This is a genomic window from Streptomyces sp. NPDC004539 (assembly GCF_040610055.1).
GTDB lineage: Bacteria > Actinomycetota > Actinomycetes > Streptomycetales > Streptomycetaceae > Streptomyces.
Window position 1 is genome coordinate 13,167 of the sequence record NZ_JBEXLS010000020.1, and the last position, 15,036, is coordinate 28,202.

The following is a 15,036-nucleotide window of genomic DNA, read 5'->3' on the forward strand; positions in this document are numbered from 1 at the left end:
GCGGGGTGTTCGGCGTTCTGTGGGGTGCCCGCTGCCCGCGGCTACTGTTCCGGACATGACGAACGCAGAGATCGGCGTGATCGGCGGTTCCGGCTTCTACTCGTTCCTCGACGACGTGACCGAGGTCCGGGTCGACACCCCCTACGGCGCCCCCAGCGACTCCCTGTTCCTCGGTGAGGTCGCCGGGCGGCGGGTCGCGTTCCTGCCCCGGCACGGGCGCGGGCACAGCCTTCCGCCCCACCGGATCAACTACCGGGCCAACCTCTGGGCGCTGCGGTCGGTCGGGGTGCGGCAGGTCCTCGGGCCGTGCGCGGTGGGCGGGCTGCGGCCCGAGTACGGGCCCGGGACGCTGCTGGTGCCCGATCAGCTGGTCGACCGGACGAAGGCGCGCGCGGGCACGTACTTCGACGGGCTGCCGCTGCCCGACGGGAGCGTCCCGAACGTCGTCCATGTGTCGCTGGCCGACCCGTACTGCCCCACCGGGCGGGCGGCGGCGCTGAAGGCGGCCCGGGGGCGGGGGTGGGAGGCCGTGGACGGCGGGACGCTGGTCGTCGTCGAGGGGCCGCGGTTCTCGACGCGGGCGGAGTCGCTGTGGCACCGGGCTCAGGGGTGGTCGGTCGTCGGGATGACGGGGCATCCGGAGGCGGCGCTCGCCCGTGAACTGGAGCTCTGCTACACGTCGTTGACGCTGGTGACCGATCTGGACGCGGGGGCGGAGACGGGGGAGGGGGTGTCCCACGAGGAGGTGCTGGAGGTGTTCTCGGCGAATGTGGGGCGGTTGCGGGAGGTGTTGTTCGAGGTGGTGGCGGGGTTGCCGGCGGATGGGGAGAGGGAGTGTTTGTGTGTGAACGCGTTGGGCGGGATGGAGCCGGGGTTCGAGCTGCCCTGACGGCCGGGGCTGCCTTGTCGGTCCGGATGCCCTGATGGTCGGGGCTGCCCTGATGGGGTGACGGGTTTTTCCACAGGCTGTGGGTTTTCCACAGGGCGAAGTGGGGGGTTGCGGAGAAGGTCATCGTGGGGTTCGCAGGCCGGGTTCGCGGTCCGCGTGGTCCGCCGGGGTGCCGGCGGGCCGGCCCTTCGTCGCTGGTGGTGATCCCGTGTCCGTTCCGCCCTCTCCCCCGTCGCCCGACGCCTGCCCGCCGGGTATGGACACGCCTCCGACGTGCGAGGTTCCGCATTTCTCGCCGGTGCGGGTGCGGGGTGCGCGGTATCGGCTGGGGCGGTTGGCGCGGCAGCGGAGGCGGGCGCTGGCGCTGGGGCTCGCCGTGACCGCCGCGGGGCTGGTGGCGGCGGGGCCGCAGGAGGGCGGGCGGGGTGGTGAGCGGGCTCGCGGGCGGCCTGGGGAGGGCGGCGGGCCGCTCGCCGCCGCCGCGAGCCCTCGCGCTGTCGCCGCGCGTCCCGGTGACAGCGCCGGGAGTCCGCGGGGCGCCGGGGTGTCCGGGCGGGGGGCCGACGGGGAGACCGTGTCGGCGCCGGTGCGGATCGCGGACGCGGAGACGGTACGGCTGCTGCGGCCGGGCGACCGGGTCGACGTGATCGCCTCCGAGCCGGCCTCGGCGGGCGGTGGGGAGGCCCGGGTCGTCGCGCGCGGGGCGCTGGTGTCGAAGGTGCCGGAGCCGTTCGGCGGGCGGGCGGACAGCGGGGCGCTGGTCGTTCTCTCGGTGCCTCGCGGGGCGGCGGCGCGACTGGCCGGCGCGGGGGTCACGGAACGGCTGGCGGTGACTCTGTGGTGAGGTTCTTCATCCCGTTCGGGTACGGTCTGTCTCCGTCAAGTCCCTCGTTCGAGCTACCGAATTGGACATGTACGCCTCGCTCTGGCGTAGGTTGCGGAGCTGTTCGTTCCACAGCCAGAGCATGTGAGGAGTGTCACCGAGGTGAGCGAAAAGAAGGGGGCCGGCGTCTGGGACGGCTTCAAAGCCTTCCTGACGCGTGGCAACGTCGTCGATCTGGCAGTCGCGGTGGTCATCGGCGCCGCCTTCACGAACATCGTCAACTCGGTGGTGAAGGGCGTCATCAACCCGCTGGTGGGTGCGATCGGCACGAAGAACCTGGACAGCTACAGCGCGTGTCTGAAGGAGCCCTGCAAGCTGGCGGCCGACGGCTCGCTGGAGAGCGGCGTCCTGATCCAGTGGGGTTCGGTCCTCGGGGCGACGCTGAGCTTCGTGATCACGGCCGCGGTCGTGTACTTCCTGATGGTGCTGCCGATGTCGAAGTACCTGGCGAAGCAGGCGGCCCGGCAGAAGGCCAAGGAGGGCACCCAGGAGGTCATCGAGGTGTCCGAACTGGAGGTCCTCAAGGAGATCCGGGACGCGCTGGTCGCCCAGCGGGGTTCGGGGCACGACGGGCGGTAGCCGCGCTCCTCTCGGCCCTGCGGGCGGCGTCCGGCCGTGCCTGCGGGGCCGTTCGGCTCTCCGGAGGGCTTCGGGGGTGGGCCGGGGGGCGGCGGGCGCCTCAGATGTGGTGGGGCGGCTTCTCGTCGAGGAAGCGCTTCAGGTCGGCCGCCGCGTCGGTGGCGGTCGTACCGGAGGGCTCGCCCCAGCCGCGGTCCGTGTCGTCCGACGACTGCCGGTCCAGCGGGTCGTCGAAGACCAGGGCGGCCTTCGGGTCACGGGGTTCGGCGGAGGGGGTGTTCATCCCTCCAGGGTACGGGGGTCCGGGGCGGGGTTGTGGTGCGGCGGGGAGCGGGGTCTGGTGTGCTGGGGGGCATGACGAGCGGTTCGGTTTCCTCAGGTGGTCCGGGTGCTTCGGAGGTTTCCTCCGGGGACCACGGTTCGGTGCGGCCCGGCCGGCCGGTGCGGCGGCTGACGGCACGGGCCCGGGACGAGGCACACCGGGTGGCGTCGCCGCTGGAGCTGTTCTTCGACCTGTGCTTCGTGGTGGCGGTGGCCCAGGTGGGGGTCGGGCTGGTGCACGAGGTCGCGGAGGGGCACGCGGGCCAGGGGATGGTGCACTACGCGATGCTGTTCTTCTCGGTGTGGTGGGCCTGGATGAACTTCTCGTGGTTCGCCTCGGCGTACGACAACGACGACGTGCCGTACCGGATCGTGACGCTGGTGCAGATCGCCGGGGTGCTGGTGCTGGCGGCGGGGGTGTCGCGGGCGTTCGAGCACCAGGACTTCCTGTTCGTCTGGCTCGGGTACCTGATCATGCGGCTGGCGATGGTGGCGCAGTGGGTGCGGGCGGCGATGTCGACGGCCGGCGCGGAGCGGGCCGTGGCGCTGCGGTACGCCGGGGGTGTGCTGCTGTGCCAGGTGGGGTGGCTGGGGCTGCTGGTGTTCCCCGAGGACGCGCGGGCGTGGGTGTTCCTGGTGATGGTGATCGCCGAGCTGGGTGTGCCGGTGGTCGCGGAGCGGGACTACCGGACGGCGTGGCATCCGCATCACATCGCCGAGCGGTACGGGCTGTTCACGATCATCGTGCTGGGCGAGACGATCGCGGCGGCGACGGTCGCGGTGAAGTCGGCGGCCGACGAGCACGACGCGCTGGGCGAGCTGCTGCCGATCGCGGGCGGTGGGCTGCTGATCGTGTTCGCGGCGTGGTGGATCTACTTCGTGGTGCCGGTCCACGGGCATCTGCGCTCCAACAGGCAGGCGTTCCTGTGGGGTTACGGCCACTACCTGGTGTTCGCCTCGGCCGCCGCGATCGGGGCGGGGCTGGAGGTGGCGGTGGAGGAGGCGGTCGGCAAGGCGCACATCTCGGCGACGGCGGCGGGGGCGGCCGTGACGGTGCCGGTGGCGCTGTATCTGCTGACCGTGTGGGCGCTGCACTCGCGGCACTTCAAGGTGGGGCTCGTGCAGCAGGCGGTGCTGCCGGGGGCGGCGGTGCTGGTGCTGTGCTGCACGTTCCTGGGGCGCTGGGCCGTCCTGGGGGCCGGGCTGGTGGCGACGCTGACGGTCGTCACGGGGACGACGCTCACCGCGCGGATGGTGGCGCGGGAGGGGGCGGTGGGGTGAGCGGAAGGGAGACTGGGCGTATGACAGTTGACGCGGTGACGGACGTCGCCGGTATCCGGGTGGGGCATGCGACGCGGGTCGGGGGCGGGTGGCTGACCGGGACGACGGTGGTGCTGGCGCCGGAGGGGGGTGCGGTGGCCGCGGTCGATGTGCGTGGGGGTGGGCCGGGGACGAGGGAGACGGACGCGTTGGACCCGCGGAACGTGGTCCAGCGGGTGGAGGCGGTCGTGCTCACGGGTGGGAGTGCGTACGGGCTCGACTCGGCGTCCGGGGTGATGGGGTGGCTGGAGGAGCGGGGGCGGGGGGTCCGGGTGGGGCCGGAGGCCGGGCATGTGGTGCCGGTGGTGCCGGCGGCGTGTGTGTTCGATCTCGGGCGGGGTGGGGATTTCCGGGCTCGGCCCGACGCGGGGACGGGGCGGGCGGCGGTGGAGGCGGCTGCGGCGAGCGGGAGTGGGGCGGTGGTCGCGGAGGGGTGTGTCGGGGCGGGGACGGGGGCTGTCGTCGGGGGGCTCAAGGGTGGGGTGGGGACGGCCGGGGTGCGGCTCGCGTCCGGGGGGACGGTGGGGGCGCTGGTCGTGGTGAACGCGGTGGGGTCGGTGGTGGAGCCGGAGACGGGGGCGTTGTACGGGGAGTTGGCGCGGGGGCGGGTGGAGGTGCCGGGGGTGGGGGTGCACGCGGCTGCGCGGCGGCGGTTGGCGGAGTGTGCGGAGGGGGTGGTGGCTCCGCCGCTCAATACGACGCTGGCTGTGGTGGCCACGGATTTCGCCCTGTCCAAGGCGCAGGCGCAGAAGTTGGCGGGGGTTTCGCATGACGGGATCGCGCGGGCCGTGCGGCCTGTGCACCTGCTGAACGACGGGGACACGGTGTTCGCGTTGGCCACGGGGGCTCTGGAGTTGGCGGAGGGGAATCCGCTGGCTTTGAACGAGGTGTTGGAGGCGGGGGCGGATGTCGTGACTCGGGCGATCGTGCGGGCTGTTCGGGCGGCGGAGTCCGTGGAGGGGGGTGGGGGTGTCTGGCCTTCGTATCGGGAGTTGTACGGGTGAGGTTGGGGGTGGGGCCGGTGAGTGGGCGTCTGCGGGTCGGTGGGTGGGGTTTGCGCAGTTCCCCGCGCCCCTGAAAGGCCGTGGGTGGAGCCGGTGAGTGGGGCACCCACAGGTTGGTGGGGGTGTTCGCGCAGTTCCCCGCGCCCCTGGAAGGCCGTGGGGGTGGGGATTTGTGGGGGGCTTGGGGGTGGTGTGTGGGGGTGGGGTGGGGAGTTGGGGGTGGGAGAGGGGTTTTGCTGGTTTGGGTGGGTGGGTGGGAACTTCTGGGGGCAGGGGCGCGTTTTACCGGGCATATGTTTTGCCGTTCCCGGGCACGATGTCCGGCCTAGGGGCTACGGTATGCACCCACAAGGTGACATGCAGCAACGCCGGGAGAAACCTTGAGCGTTCCGTACGAGATGGCGGCGTACGAACCATTTGAGTCGCCGGAGTCTCCGGAGGAGCACCTCGCGCGGCTCCTCGGACGGGCCCTGAACTCCTTCGAGTTGGCCGACGAGGTGCTGAGGCAGCTCGACTCCGCGCTGGCGCACGACAGTTCGCTGCACTCCGCGCACCACAGCGCCGGTCTGCACCGCGAGACCTACCGGCACACCTGGCTGCTGGCGGACGGCCAGGCACTGACCCTGTGGGAGCTGGTCCACAACATCACGGCGAGCGGCGAGCCGCAGCACGAGGTGTACGCGGACCAGGAGGAGCTGCGGGAGGCGACCGCGAGGCTGCCGTTACCCCCGGACTCACCGGAGTTCGAACTCCCGGTGTTCGTCCAGCTCGCGCCGATGCCGGTGCCGCGTCACATGTACGTGCGGGGCGATTCCGCGGACCACGTACGGCGGCTGCTGCGGCGCGCGGAGAACACGGACCTGCCGGGGCCGGAGCTGACCGACCTGGTCTCGGCGGCGTCGGCCTACGAGATCACGCAGTCCTTCGGCCGGCCCTGCCGAGCGGGGCGCGCCGGACTCGGATTCGCCCTCTACGAGCACGCGTTCCTGCTGGCCGACGGCCAGGAGGTGTCCCTCTGGGAGGCGGAGCACACCGCGACGCCGGACGGCCGGCACATGTGCGAGGTGTACGCGACGGAGGACGAGGCCCGCGCGGCGATGGAACGCCGGGCAGCCCAACTGTCGTAGTTCAAGGGCGTGATGCGGAGGAACACGCCTCCGCCGCCCCGGGAGTGCGGCCGTACTCAGCCGTCGTCCGACAACCGGCGCACCAGCGCCGCGAAGGCGTGTTCCTCCGCCGGGGTCAGCGGAGCCGTCTCGGCCGTGGGGCCCGTGCGGCGCTGCGCGGGGAGCGCGGGGAGGCCGTCGGGGCGGAGGGGGGCCGGGCGGGGCGGGGTGGCGTGGAGGGGGCGGGCGTAAGGGTGGTGGGTGTACGGGTGGCGGGGGCGGCGCAGGGCGCGGGTCAGGGTGGTCAGCCAGGACAGCGACGCGAGCGTCAGGGCGGTCAGGGCGGCCAGTTGAGGGAGGGTGAAATGTGCGGGCATGGGAACCAGTAGACACCACGATTCGTTACTTTCGTAGCGGATCGGGATAGATGGCGCAGAGCTCGCGGGGGTGTTGAATGCGTGGGTGGGGCTTGGGAGTTGTGAAAGGGGCGCGGGGTGGAGCGGGGGCGTACGAGGGAGTGCGCGGCGGGTGGGACGTACGGAGGGGGTGGGTACGGCGTCGGCCCCGGACCCCTCTCGTGGAGGGGTCCGGGGCCGACGTACGGCGGGGGTTACGCCGCTACCGGGTGCTTGCGTTCCTCGGTCCGGTCGGCCTGTTCGGGGCGGGCCGTCGTCGGGGCCGGCCCCCGCAGGCCCTTCAGGAGGATCACCAGCGCGGTGGTGACGCCGACGCCCGCCGCGAGGGCGATCAGGTAGAGGAACGGGTTGCCGATCAGCGGGACGACGAAGATGCCGCCGTGCGGGGCCCGCAGTGTCGCCTCGAAGGCCATCGACAGGGCGCCGGTGACCGCGCCGCCCGCCATGGACGCCGGGATGACCCGCAGCGGGTCCGCCGCGGCGAACGGGATGGCGCCCTCGGAGATGAAGGAGGCGCCCAGGACCCAGGCGGCCTTGCCGTTCTCGCGCTCGGTCTCGGTGAAGAGCTTGGCGCGGACGGTCGTCGCCAGGGCCATCGCCAGCGGCGGGACCATGCCCGCGGCCATCACGGCGGCCATGACCTTCATCGCCGAGTCGCTCGGGTCGGTGACGGCGATGCCGGCGGTGGCGAAGGTGTACGCGACCTTGTTGACGGGACCGCCGAGGTCGAAGCACATCATCAGGCCGAGGAGGGCGCCGAGCAGGATCGCGTTCGAGCCGGTGAGGCCGTTCAGCCAGTCCGTCATGCCCTTCTGGGCGGACGCGATGGGCTTGCCGATCACCACGAACATCAGGAAGCCGACGATCGCCGTCGAGATCAGCGGGATCACCACCACCGGCATGATGCCGCGCAGCGCGGTGGGGATCTTCACCCGCTGGATGCCGATCACCACACCGCCCGCGAGGAGGCCGGCGGCGAGGCCGCCGAGGAAGCCCGCGTTGATGGTGGAGGCGATCATGCCGCCGACGAATCCGGGGACGAGGCCGGGGCGGTCCGCCATGCCGTACGCGATGTACCCGGCGAGGACGGGGACCAGGAAGCCGAAGGAGACGGCGCCGACCTGGAAGAGCAGCGCGGCCCAGCTGTCGGCCTGGGTCCACAGGAAGTGGTCCATCACCGACGGCGCCTTGTTGATCTTGTAGCCGCCGATCGCGAAGCCGAGGGCGATCAGGAGGCCGCCCGCGGCGACGAAGGGGACCATGTAACTGACGCCGGACATCAGCCACTTGCGGAGTTTCGTGCCGTAGCCCTCGGTGGAGTCGCCCGCGCGCTCCACCGGGGTGGGCGCGGAGCCGGTCGTGACGACGCCTCGCGCGGCCTTGTCCCTGACCTCGGCGATGAGTTCCGCCGGGCGGTTGATGCCGGCCTTGACGCCGACGTCGACGGTCGGCTTGCCCGCGAAGCGGTCCTTGTCGCGGACCGGGACGTCGTGGGCGAAGATCACGCCGTCCGCGTCGGCGATGAGCTGGGGGTCGAGGCGGGTGAAACCGGCCGAGCCCTGGGTCTCGACGGTCAGCTCGACGCCGGCCTCGCGGCCCGCGTTCTCCAGGGACTCGGCGGCCATGTAGGTGTGGGCGATGCCGGTGGGGCAGGAGGTGACGGCGACGATACGGAAGGGGGGCGCGGCGGGGGTGGCCGGCTCCGGGGCGTCCGACTTCCGTTGCGCGTCCGACTCCGGCCGCGCGGGCGGCTGCGGCTGTTCGGCCGCTGCGGCACCGGTGGAGGCCGCCACCGGTGCCGCAGCGGAGTCTTCGGGGGTGATGTCCTGGGGCGTCTCGTCGCCCCGGATCAGGGCCGCCGCCGTCGCCGGGTCCGTCACCGCGCGCAGGGCGTCCGTGAACTCGGTGTTCATCAGCTGGCGGGCGAGGGCGGAGAGGATCGTGAGGTGGGCGTCGTCCGCGCCCGCCGGGGCCGCGATCAGGAAGATCAGGTCGGCGGGGCCGTCCGGGGCGCCGAAGTCGATGCCGGGTTCGGCCCGGCCGAAGGCCAGGGTGGGTTCGGTGACGTGGGCGCTGCGGCAGTGCGGGATACCGATGCCGCCGTCCAGGCCGGTGGGCATCTGGGCCTCCCTGGCGGCGACGTCCGCGAGGAAGCCGTCCAGGTCGGTGACGCGGCCCAGGGTGACCATGCGGGCGGCGAGGGATCGCGCCGCCGCTTCTTTGCCGTCGGCGGACAGGTCGAGGTCGACCAGGTCCGCGGTGATCATGTCGCTCATCGCGGGCTCCTTCGCACGCGTATCGCCAGTGAGGCGGGGGTGGTATCGGGGAGTTGGGTGGCGAACGCCGCCGCTGACGACGGGCTTCGCCGCGTGGGGGCCTGATGTACGACGGTGGGGGCCGGGCGGGGGTGTCCGGCGTCGGGGTGGATGGGTTCGGCTGAGGGGGCCTTCATGACGTCGGTTCTGTCAGGAGGCGGTTGAGGGGGAGGTCGGTGGTGAGGGTCACCGTGCTCGGGGTGAGGTCCTGGGGGGTGGGCATGACGCTGCCGGGGAGTTGGACGGCGGCGGCGCCGTGGGCGACGGCGGAGGTGAGGGCGGTGGGGCCGGTGCCGCCGGCGATCAGGAAGCCCGCCAGGGAGGAGTCTCCGGCGCCGACGTTGCTGCGGATCGTGGAGACGGGGGCGGTGGCGAAGTAGGTGCCCGTGGCGTCCAGGAGGAGCTGGCCGTCGGCGCCGAGGCTGGCCAGGACCGCCTGGGCGCCCATGTCGCGGAGCTGCTGCGCCGCCTTCAGGGCGTCGCCCAGCGTTCGCAGCGGACGGCCCACCGCCTCCGCCAGTTCCTCCGCGTTCGGCTTGACCACGTCCGGCCGGGCCCGCAGCGCCTCCAGGAGGGCGGGGCCGGAGGTGTCGAGCGCGATCCGGGCGCCGGCGGCGTGCGCGCGGGTGACGACATCGGCGTACCAGGAAGGGGCGAGGCCCCTCGGCAGGCTGCCGCAGCAGGCGATCCAGTCGGCGTCTGCGGAGTGCTCGCGGACCGTCTCCAGGAGAAGCTCCTGCTCCGCCGGGGAGAGCTCGGGACCCGGCGCGTTGATCTTCGTGAGTACGCCGTCGGACTCGGCCAGCGCGATGTTGGACCGGGTCGCGCCGGCCACCGGCACGGGGGCGACCTCGATGCCCTGGGCGTCGAGGAGGTCCGCGACGAGGGCGCCGGGCGCACCGCCGAGCGGCAGGACCGCGACCGTACGCCGGCCCGCCGCGGCGACGGCCCGCGAGACGTTGACGCCCTTGCCGCCGGGGTCCATGCGCTCACCGGTCGCGCGGATCACCTCACCGCGGTCCAGGGAGGGGACCTCGTAGGTGCGGTCCAGGGAGGGGTTGGGGGTGACGGTGAGGATCATGCCGCCCTTGCCGGTCGTGTCGATGCCGATGCCGTCGCTCATGCCCGCACCACTCCCGTGCCGGCGCGCTCGATCGCCGCCGTCTCCTCGTCGCCCAGGCCCTGGTCGGTGATCAGGAGGTCGACGTCCGTGAGGTCGCCGAAGCGGGCGAAGTGTTCCTGGCCGTGCTTGGCGGAGTCGGCGAGCAGGACGACGCGGCGGGCCGCGCCGATCGCCGCGCGCTTGACGGCGGACTCCGCGAGGTCGGGGGTGGTGAGGCCGTGTTCCGGGGAGAAGCCGTTGGCCGCGACGAAGAGGACGTCCGCGCGGATCTCGCCGTACGCCCGCAGGGCCCACGCGTCGACCGCCGCGCGCGTACGGTGGCGGACCCGGCCGCCGACCAGGTGGAGCTGGATGCCGGGGTGGTCCGCGAGGCGGGCGGCGATGGGGAGGCTGTGGGTGACGACCGTCAGCGCGGCGTCGAGGGGGATCGCGGCGGCGAGGCGCGCGACCGTCGTCCCCGCGTCGAGGATGAGCGTGCCGTCGGTGGGGAGTTCGGCGAGGGCCGCCTTGGCGATGCGGTCCTTCTCGTCGGCGGAGGTGGACTCGCGTTCGGCGAGGTCGGGTTCGAAGTCGAGGCGGCCCACCGGTATCGCGCCGCCGTGGACCCTGCGGACGAGGCCGGCGCGGTCGAGCGACTTGAGGTCCCTGCGGATCGTCTCCGCCGTGACCTGGAACTCCTCCGCGAGCGAGAGGACGTCCACACGGCCGCCGTCGCGGGCGAGGCGCAGGATCTCCTGCTGCCGTTCCGGTGCGTACATCGCTTCGCCTCCGAGGTGTCCGGTTCTTGTCCGGATCTTGTCCACTTGATGCCCGAACTTGTGGTTTCGCTCGGAGGCTACGCTCAGATTTCTGGAAAGTAAACAGGTTCGGGCGTTAAACGGACATGATCGGGCCCGAGGGGGTGTGGCGGGGCGGGGATTTCCGGTCTAGGACAAGAGGTGGCCTAGTGGTGAGGCATGCTCTCGGCATGACCACTGACACTCCCGCACGGCTGCTTCAGTTGCTGTCTCTGCTCCAGACGCCTCGGGAGTGGCCCGGGGGTGAGCTGGCGGAGCGGCTTCGGGTGTCTCGGCGGACCGTGCGGCGGGACATCGAGCGGTTGCGGGAGCTGGGGTATCCCGTGCAGGCGACGATGGGGGCCGACGGGGGGTATCGGCTGGTCGCGGGGAAGGCGATGCCGCCGCTCGTGCTGGACGACGAGGAGGCCGTGGCCATCGCCGTGGGGTTGCGGGCGGGGGCCGGGCACGCGTTGGAGGGGGTGGAGGAGGCGTCCGTGCGGGCTCTGGCGAAACTTGAGCAGGTGTTGCCGGCGAGGTTGCGGCGGCGGGTGGTGATGTTGCAGTCCGCGACGGTGCCGTTGACCAGTGGGGACGGGGGGTTGATCGCGCCGGAGACGTTGACGGTGATCGCCTCCGCGGTTGCCGGGGTGGAGCGGTTGCGGTTCGCGTACAGCGCGCGGGGTGGGGTGGAGAGCCGGCGGGTCGTGGAGCCGTATCGGCTCGTGTCGTCGGGGCAGCGGTGGTATCTCGTCGCGTTCGATCTCGATCGGGGGGATTGGCGGACGTTCCGGGTCGACCGGCTCAGTGAGCCGTTCGCCACCGGGGCACGGTTCGCTCCGCGGGAGTTGCCGGAGGGGGGTGCGGTGGAGTTCGTCCGTAAGGCGCTTCAGTGGCAGCGGGAGACGTACGAGTTCTCCGTGGTGTTCGAGGCGACGGCCGAGGAGGTGGCGGCTCGGCTGCCGGCTTCCGTGGGGGTTGCGGAGGAAGGGGTGGTGGAGGGGGGTGGGTGTCGGGTGCGGGGCGTGATCGGGGGGCCTGTGGAGTGGCTTGCCCTGCGGTTGGCGTTGGTGGGGGTGGAGTTTCGGGTGGAGGGGCCGGAGGGGTTGGTGCGGTGTGTACGGGAGTTGGGTGGGCGGTTGGGGAGGGCGGGTGGGGGTGGGGTCGGGGGGTGAGTGCGGGTGCGGTAGGGGGTGAGTGCGGGTCCGTCGTGGTTGTTCGCGCAGTTCCCCGCGCCCCTAAAGGACGTGGTTGCGGTTCAGGGTTGGCTGCGGGTGCGTTGTGGGCTGTCGCGCCCGCGCGGCCGGGCCGTGGATTGGATACGGGCCCGCGTCCCTGGGAAGGCTGGGTGGCGTACTCAGTCGGCTGGCGGCTCGTCGTGGTTGTTCGCGCCCACGCGGCCGAGCCGTAGATCAGATACAGCCCCGCGCCCCTGAAAGACGTGGTTGCGGTTCAGGGTTGGCTGCGGGGGTGTTGTGGGCTGTCGCGCCCGCGCGGCCGGGCCGTGGATTGGATACAGGCCCGCGCCCCCGGGAAGGCTGGGTGGCGTACTCAGTCGGCTGGCGGCTCGTCGTGGTTGTTCGCGCCCACGCGGCGGAGCCGCAGATCAGATACAGCCCCGCGCCCCTGAAAGACGTGGTTGCGGTTCAGGGTTGGGGGCGGGGGTGTTGTGGGCTGTCGCGCCCGCGCGGCCGGGTCGTGGGTTGGATGCAGCCCGCGTTCTTGGACGGCGTGGTTGCCGGCTCGGGGATTGGCTGGGGTGGGGCTGTGGCAGAATCTGGGGTTTGAGTGGGCCACCCCGGGGTTCAGGTTCGGGGTGGCCCGCTTTTTTGTGTGGGCGGCGATGTGCTTGAGGGGGAAAAAGAGCCGGGCTTCGGCACCCGGGGGGGGAGGGTGCCGAAGCCCGGCTGGGGTGGTCCCGGCGCCGGGGGGAGTGCGTCGGGACTTGGTCTCTGTTGGGGGGTCAACGGAGCGTGGGGGCGGGAGGTTTCTCGGACGGAGGGGTGAACTGCCGTTCCCTGGAGACTTGTTCCCCCGGGGTGACGGGTTGAAGCAGGGGAGGGTGGGTGTTCGCCGAGGGCGTTCAAGCCCGTACCTCACGGGGCTCGGCCGGTACGTCAGCGGCACTCGCCCCCACACACAGGCACTCAGCGTCACTCCCGCCGGTGAGCGTGACTCCCGCCGGTGTTCGGCCCTTACCCGTAGGCGCTCAGCCGCTCCCCCGCCGGTGTTCAACCCCACCCTCGGTAGGCGTCCAGCCCCTCCCCTGTAGGCGTCCAGCCCCACTCTCGTAGGTGCGCGGCCCCTCCCTCATAGGTGCGCGGCCTCACCCCCGCGAGCGTTCAGCCCCCGTAGACGTTCAGCCTCCGTAGGCGCTCAGCCTCTCCCCCGCCGGTCTCCGGCTAGCCCCCGCAGGCGTTCGCCCTCTCCCGTGGGCGTTCGGGTCTCTCTCCGCAAGTCAGCCCCTCCCTCCGTAAGCCTTCAGCCGCTCCCTGAGCAGGAAGCCTTTGGTCTGTCCCCGCGAGACTTCAGCCCCTCCCCGTAAGGGAGTTGGGCTCTCCCTGAGGGTCAGGCTGCCGCTTCGAAGCCCGTGTCCCTCGCCAGCTTCTTCAGTTCGAGGAGGGCGTGCTTCTCGATCTGGCGGATGCGTTCGCGGGTGAGGCCGTGTTCCTTGCCGACTTCCGTGAGGGTGCGCTCGCGGCCGTCGTCGATGCCGTACCGCATCTTGATGATGGAGGCGGTGCGGGGGTCGAGGCGGTCGATGAGGCCGTCCAGTTCCTCGCTGCGGAGGAGGGTGAGGACGGACTGTTCGGGGCTCACCGCGGACGTGTCCTCCAGGAGGTCGCCGAACTGGGTCTCCCCCTCGTCGTCCACGGACATGTTCAGGGAGACCGGGTCACGGGCCCAGTCGAGGACGTCGACGACGCGCTCGGGGTTGGAGCCCAGCTCCTTGGCGATCTCGGCGGGCTCGGGGTCACGGCCGTGCTCGCGGTTGAACTCGCGCTGGACCCGGCGGATACGGCCCAGTTCCTCGACGAGGTGCACGGGGAGGCGGATCGTCCGGGACTGGTCGGCTATGGAGCGGGTGATGGCCTGGCGAATCCACCACGTCGCGTACGTGGAGAACTTGAAGCCCTTGGCGTAGTCGAACTTCTCCACGGCGCGGACCAGGCCCGCGTTCCCCTCCTGGATGAGGTCGAGCAGGGGGAGCCCGCTACGGGGGTAGCGGCGGGCGACGGCCACGACCAGACGGAGGTTGGAGCGGATGAAGACGTCCTTCGCGCGCTCGCCGGCGGCGACGAGCGCCTCCAGCTCCTCGCGGCTGGCGTCGGAGCCGGTCTCCTCGAAGCCGTCCAGAAGCTGTCGCGCGAACACGCCCGCCTCGATGATCTGCGACAGCTCGACTTCCTTGGCGGCGTCGAGCAGGGGGGTGCGCGCGATCTCGTCGAGGTACATGCCGACCAGATCGCGGTCGGCGATCTCCCCGCCGGTGGCGCGAACACTGAGGGCCGCGGCGCCTGTCTCGCCGGTGGCGGACTGACGACGGGCGACGGCACGGGTTGCCATGCGTGCTCCCTAACGATGGTGGCTGCCGGGTGGTCCGGACGGGTCCGAATGCCGGTTCTTCCGATCCGGGTCCCTCAGATCCGTTCGATGGAAACAACGACTGGAATCAGGACAGAATTCCCAACCCGCGCTCCCAATTTTCTGATCTTGCAGTATCCTGCCCGGCCACAGGAGGAGGCGAATGGTGGCGAAGTCGGCAGAGGTGCAGGTCAGGCCGGGGATCGAGGGGGACCTCGCCGCCCTCACGGAGCTCTACAACCACTACGTCCATGAGACGCCCATCACATTCGATACCGCGGTTTTCACTGTGGAAGAACGCCGCCCTTGGCTGCTCTCCCACCCTGAAGACGGCCCGTACCGCCTGATGGTTGCCACCGACACGGACTCACAGGAGATTCTGGGCTACGCCACATCCAGCCCTTACCGGCCGAAGGCCGCGTACTCCACATCCGTGGAGATCACGGTGTACGTCGCCCCGGGCGTCGGCGGCCGTGGCGTCGGCACGCTCCTCTACGAGGCCCTGTTCGAGGCGCTCGCCGGCGAGGACGTGCACCGCGCGTACGCCGGCATCGTCCAGCCCAACGAAGCGTCCACGCGGCTGCATGAACGCTTCGGCTTCCAGCACGTCGGGACCTACCGCGAGGTCGGCCGCAAGTTCGGCCGGTACTGGGACGTGGCCTGGTACGAGAAGAAGCTCTAGCACCTCACCCAGCACGACCGACCCGCCCGACCCGCAC

The 15,036-nt window shown here is 71.8% G+C and carries 14 protein-coding genes; 8 read left to right on the forward strand and 6 right to left on the reverse strand.

All coding sequences use genetic code 11. The features are described from left to right. The first annotated feature begins 55 nt into the window (after positions 1-55). From ABZX85_RS33535 to mscL, 3 genes are all read left to right on the forward strand, one after another. Positions 56-889, forward strand: coding sequence for an S-methyl-5'-thioadenosine phosphorylase (locus tag ABZX85_RS33535; RefSeq protein ID WP_355877089.1), 834 nt, complete (start codon positions 56-58; stop codon positions 887-889). Positions 890-1,145: 256 nt separating this feature from the next. Beyond that, complete coding sequence (locus ABZX85_RS33540; RefSeq protein ID WP_355877092.1) at positions 1,146-1,733, forward strand: hypothetical protein; 588 nt, start codon at positions 1,146-1,148, stop codon at positions 1,731-1,733. Between the two features lie 141 nt (positions 1,734-1,874). Beyond that, on the forward strand, positions 1,875-2,351 hold the full coding sequence (mscL, locus tag ABZX85_RS33545; RefSeq protein ID WP_355877094.1) for a large conductance mechanosensitive channel protein MscL: 477 nt from the start codon (positions 1,875-1,877) through the stop codon (positions 2,349-2,351). A 100-nt stretch (positions 2,352-2,451) separates the two neighbouring features. On the opposite strand, the gene ABZX85_RS33550 is transcribed toward mscL, so the two are convergent. Next, positions 2,452-2,634 (reverse strand): hypothetical protein, encoded by a 183-nt coding sequence (locus ABZX85_RS33550; RefSeq protein ID WP_355877097.1) that lies wholly within the window; start codon positions 2,632-2,634, stop codon positions 2,452-2,454. Between the two features lie 71 nt (positions 2,635-2,705). Between ABZX85_RS33550 and ABZX85_RS33555 the strand changes: the two genes are divergently transcribed. The 3 genes from ABZX85_RS33555 to ABZX85_RS33565 all read left to right on the forward strand — a co-directional run bounded on the left by ABZX85_RS33555 (position 2,706) and on the right by ABZX85_RS33565 (position 6,123). After that, positions 2,706-3,953 (forward strand): low temperature requirement protein A, encoded by a 1,248-nt coding sequence (locus ABZX85_RS33555; RefSeq protein WP_355877100.1) that lies wholly within the window; start codon positions 2,706-2,708, stop codon positions 3,951-3,953. 20 nt (positions 3,954-3,973) lie between these two features. After that, complete coding sequence (locus ABZX85_RS33560) at positions 3,974-4,996, forward strand: P1 family peptidase (protein WP_355877103.1); 1,023 nt, start codon at positions 3,974-3,976, stop codon at positions 4,994-4,996. Between the two features lie 380 nt (positions 4,997-5,376). Continuing rightward, positions 5,377-6,123 (forward strand): DUF6227 family protein, encoded by a 747-nt coding sequence (locus ABZX85_RS33565; protein WP_355877106.1) that lies wholly within the window; start codon positions 5,377-5,379, stop codon positions 6,121-6,123. A 56-nt stretch (positions 6,124-6,179) separates the two neighbouring features. Here ABZX85_RS33565 and ABZX85_RS33570 read toward each other — a convergent pair whose 3' ends face one another. The 4 genes from ABZX85_RS33570 to ABZX85_RS33585 all read right to left on the reverse strand — a co-directional run bounded on the left by ABZX85_RS33570 (position 6,180) and on the right by ABZX85_RS33585 (position 10,714). Next, on the reverse strand, positions 6,180-6,479 hold the full coding sequence (locus ABZX85_RS33570; RefSeq protein WP_355877109.1) for a hypothetical protein: 300 nt from the start codon (positions 6,477-6,479) through the stop codon (positions 6,180-6,182). A 233-nt stretch (positions 6,480-6,712) separates the two neighbouring features. Then, positions 6,713-8,794 (reverse strand): fructose-specific PTS transporter subunit EIIC, encoded by a 2,082-nt coding sequence (locus tag ABZX85_RS33575; RefSeq protein ID WP_355877112.1) that lies wholly within the window; start codon positions 8,792-8,794, stop codon positions 6,713-6,715. Positions 8,795-8,966: 172 nt separating this feature from the next. Continuing rightward, positions 8,967-9,914, reverse strand: coding sequence for a 1-phosphofructokinase (pfkB, locus tag ABZX85_RS33580; RefSeq protein WP_355877540.1), 948 nt, complete (start codon positions 9,912-9,914; stop codon positions 8,967-8,969). Positions 9,915-9,952: 38 nt separating this feature from the next. Beyond that, complete coding sequence (locus tag ABZX85_RS33585; RefSeq protein ID WP_355877115.1) at positions 9,953-10,714, reverse strand: DeoR/GlpR family DNA-binding transcription regulator; 762 nt, start codon at positions 10,712-10,714, stop codon at positions 9,953-9,955. Between the two features lie 209 nt (positions 10,715-10,923). On the opposite strand from ABZX85_RS33585, the gene ABZX85_RS33590 reads away from it, so the two are divergent. Continuing rightward, positions 10,924-11,907, forward strand: coding sequence for a YafY family protein (locus ABZX85_RS33590; protein WP_355877116.1), 984 nt, complete (start codon positions 10,924-10,926; stop codon positions 11,905-11,907). A gap of 1,393 nt (positions 11,908-13,300) precedes the next feature. On the opposite strand, the gene ABZX85_RS33595 is transcribed toward ABZX85_RS33590, so the two are convergent. Beyond that, a complete protein-coding gene (locus ABZX85_RS33595; protein WP_355877118.1) occupies positions 13,301-14,299 on the reverse strand; it encodes a sigma-70 family RNA polymerase sigma factor in 999 nt (332 codons plus the stop codon). Between the two features lie 181 nt (positions 14,300-14,480). On the opposite strand from ABZX85_RS33595, the gene ABZX85_RS33600 reads away from it, so the two are divergent. Further along, on the forward strand, positions 14,481-14,999 hold the full coding sequence (locus tag ABZX85_RS33600; RefSeq protein ID WP_355877121.1) for an N-acetyltransferase family protein: 519 nt from the start codon (positions 14,481-14,483) through the stop codon (positions 14,997-14,999). The last annotated feature ends 37 nt before the right edge of the window (positions 15,000-15,036 follow it).

Coding starts and splice junctions, on each gene's coding strand:
- ABZX85_RS33535 (WP_355877089.1), top strand. CDS start 56: ATGACGAACGCAGAGATCGGCGTGATCGGCGGTTCCGGCTTCTACTCG.
- ABZX85_RS33540 (WP_355877092.1), top strand. CDS start 1,146: ATGGACACGCCTCCGACGTGCGAGGTTCCGCATTTCTCGCCGGTGCGG.
- ABZX85_RS33550 (WP_355877097.1), bottom strand. CDS start 2,634: ATGAACACCCCCTCCGCCGAACCCCGTGACCCGAAGGCCGCCCTGGTC.
- ABZX85_RS33555 (WP_355877100.1), top strand. CDS start 2,706: ATGACGAGCGGTTCGGTTTCCTCAGGTGGTCCGGGTGCTTCGGAGGTT.
- ABZX85_RS33560 (WP_355877103.1), top strand. CDS start 3,974: ATGACAGTTGACGCGGTGACGGACGTCGCCGGTATCCGGGTGGGGCAT.
- ABZX85_RS33570 (WP_355877109.1), bottom strand. CDS start 6,479: ATGCCCGCACATTTCACCCTCCCTCAACTGGCCGCCCTGACCGCCCTG.
- ABZX85_RS33575 (WP_355877112.1), bottom strand. CDS start 8,794: ATGAGCGACATGATCACCGCGGACCTGGTCGACCTCGACCTGTCCGCC.
- pfkB (WP_355877540.1), bottom strand. CDS start 9,914: ATGATCCTCACCGTCACCCCCAACCCCTCCCTGGACCGCACCTACGAG.
- ABZX85_RS33585 (WP_355877115.1), bottom strand. CDS start 10,714: ATGTACGCACCGGAACGGCAGCAGGAGATCCTGCGCCTCGCCCGCGAC.
- ABZX85_RS33590 (WP_355877116.1), top strand. CDS start 10,924: ATGACCACTGACACTCCCGCACGGCTGCTTCAGTTGCTGTCTCTGCTC.
- ABZX85_RS33595 (WP_355877118.1), bottom strand. CDS start 14,299: ATGGCAACCCGTGCCGTCGCCCGTCGTCAGTCCGCCACCGGCGAGACA.
- ABZX85_RS33600 (WP_355877121.1), top strand. CDS start 14,481: ATGGTGGCGAAGTCGGCAGAGGTGCAGGTCAGGCCGGGGATCGAGGGG.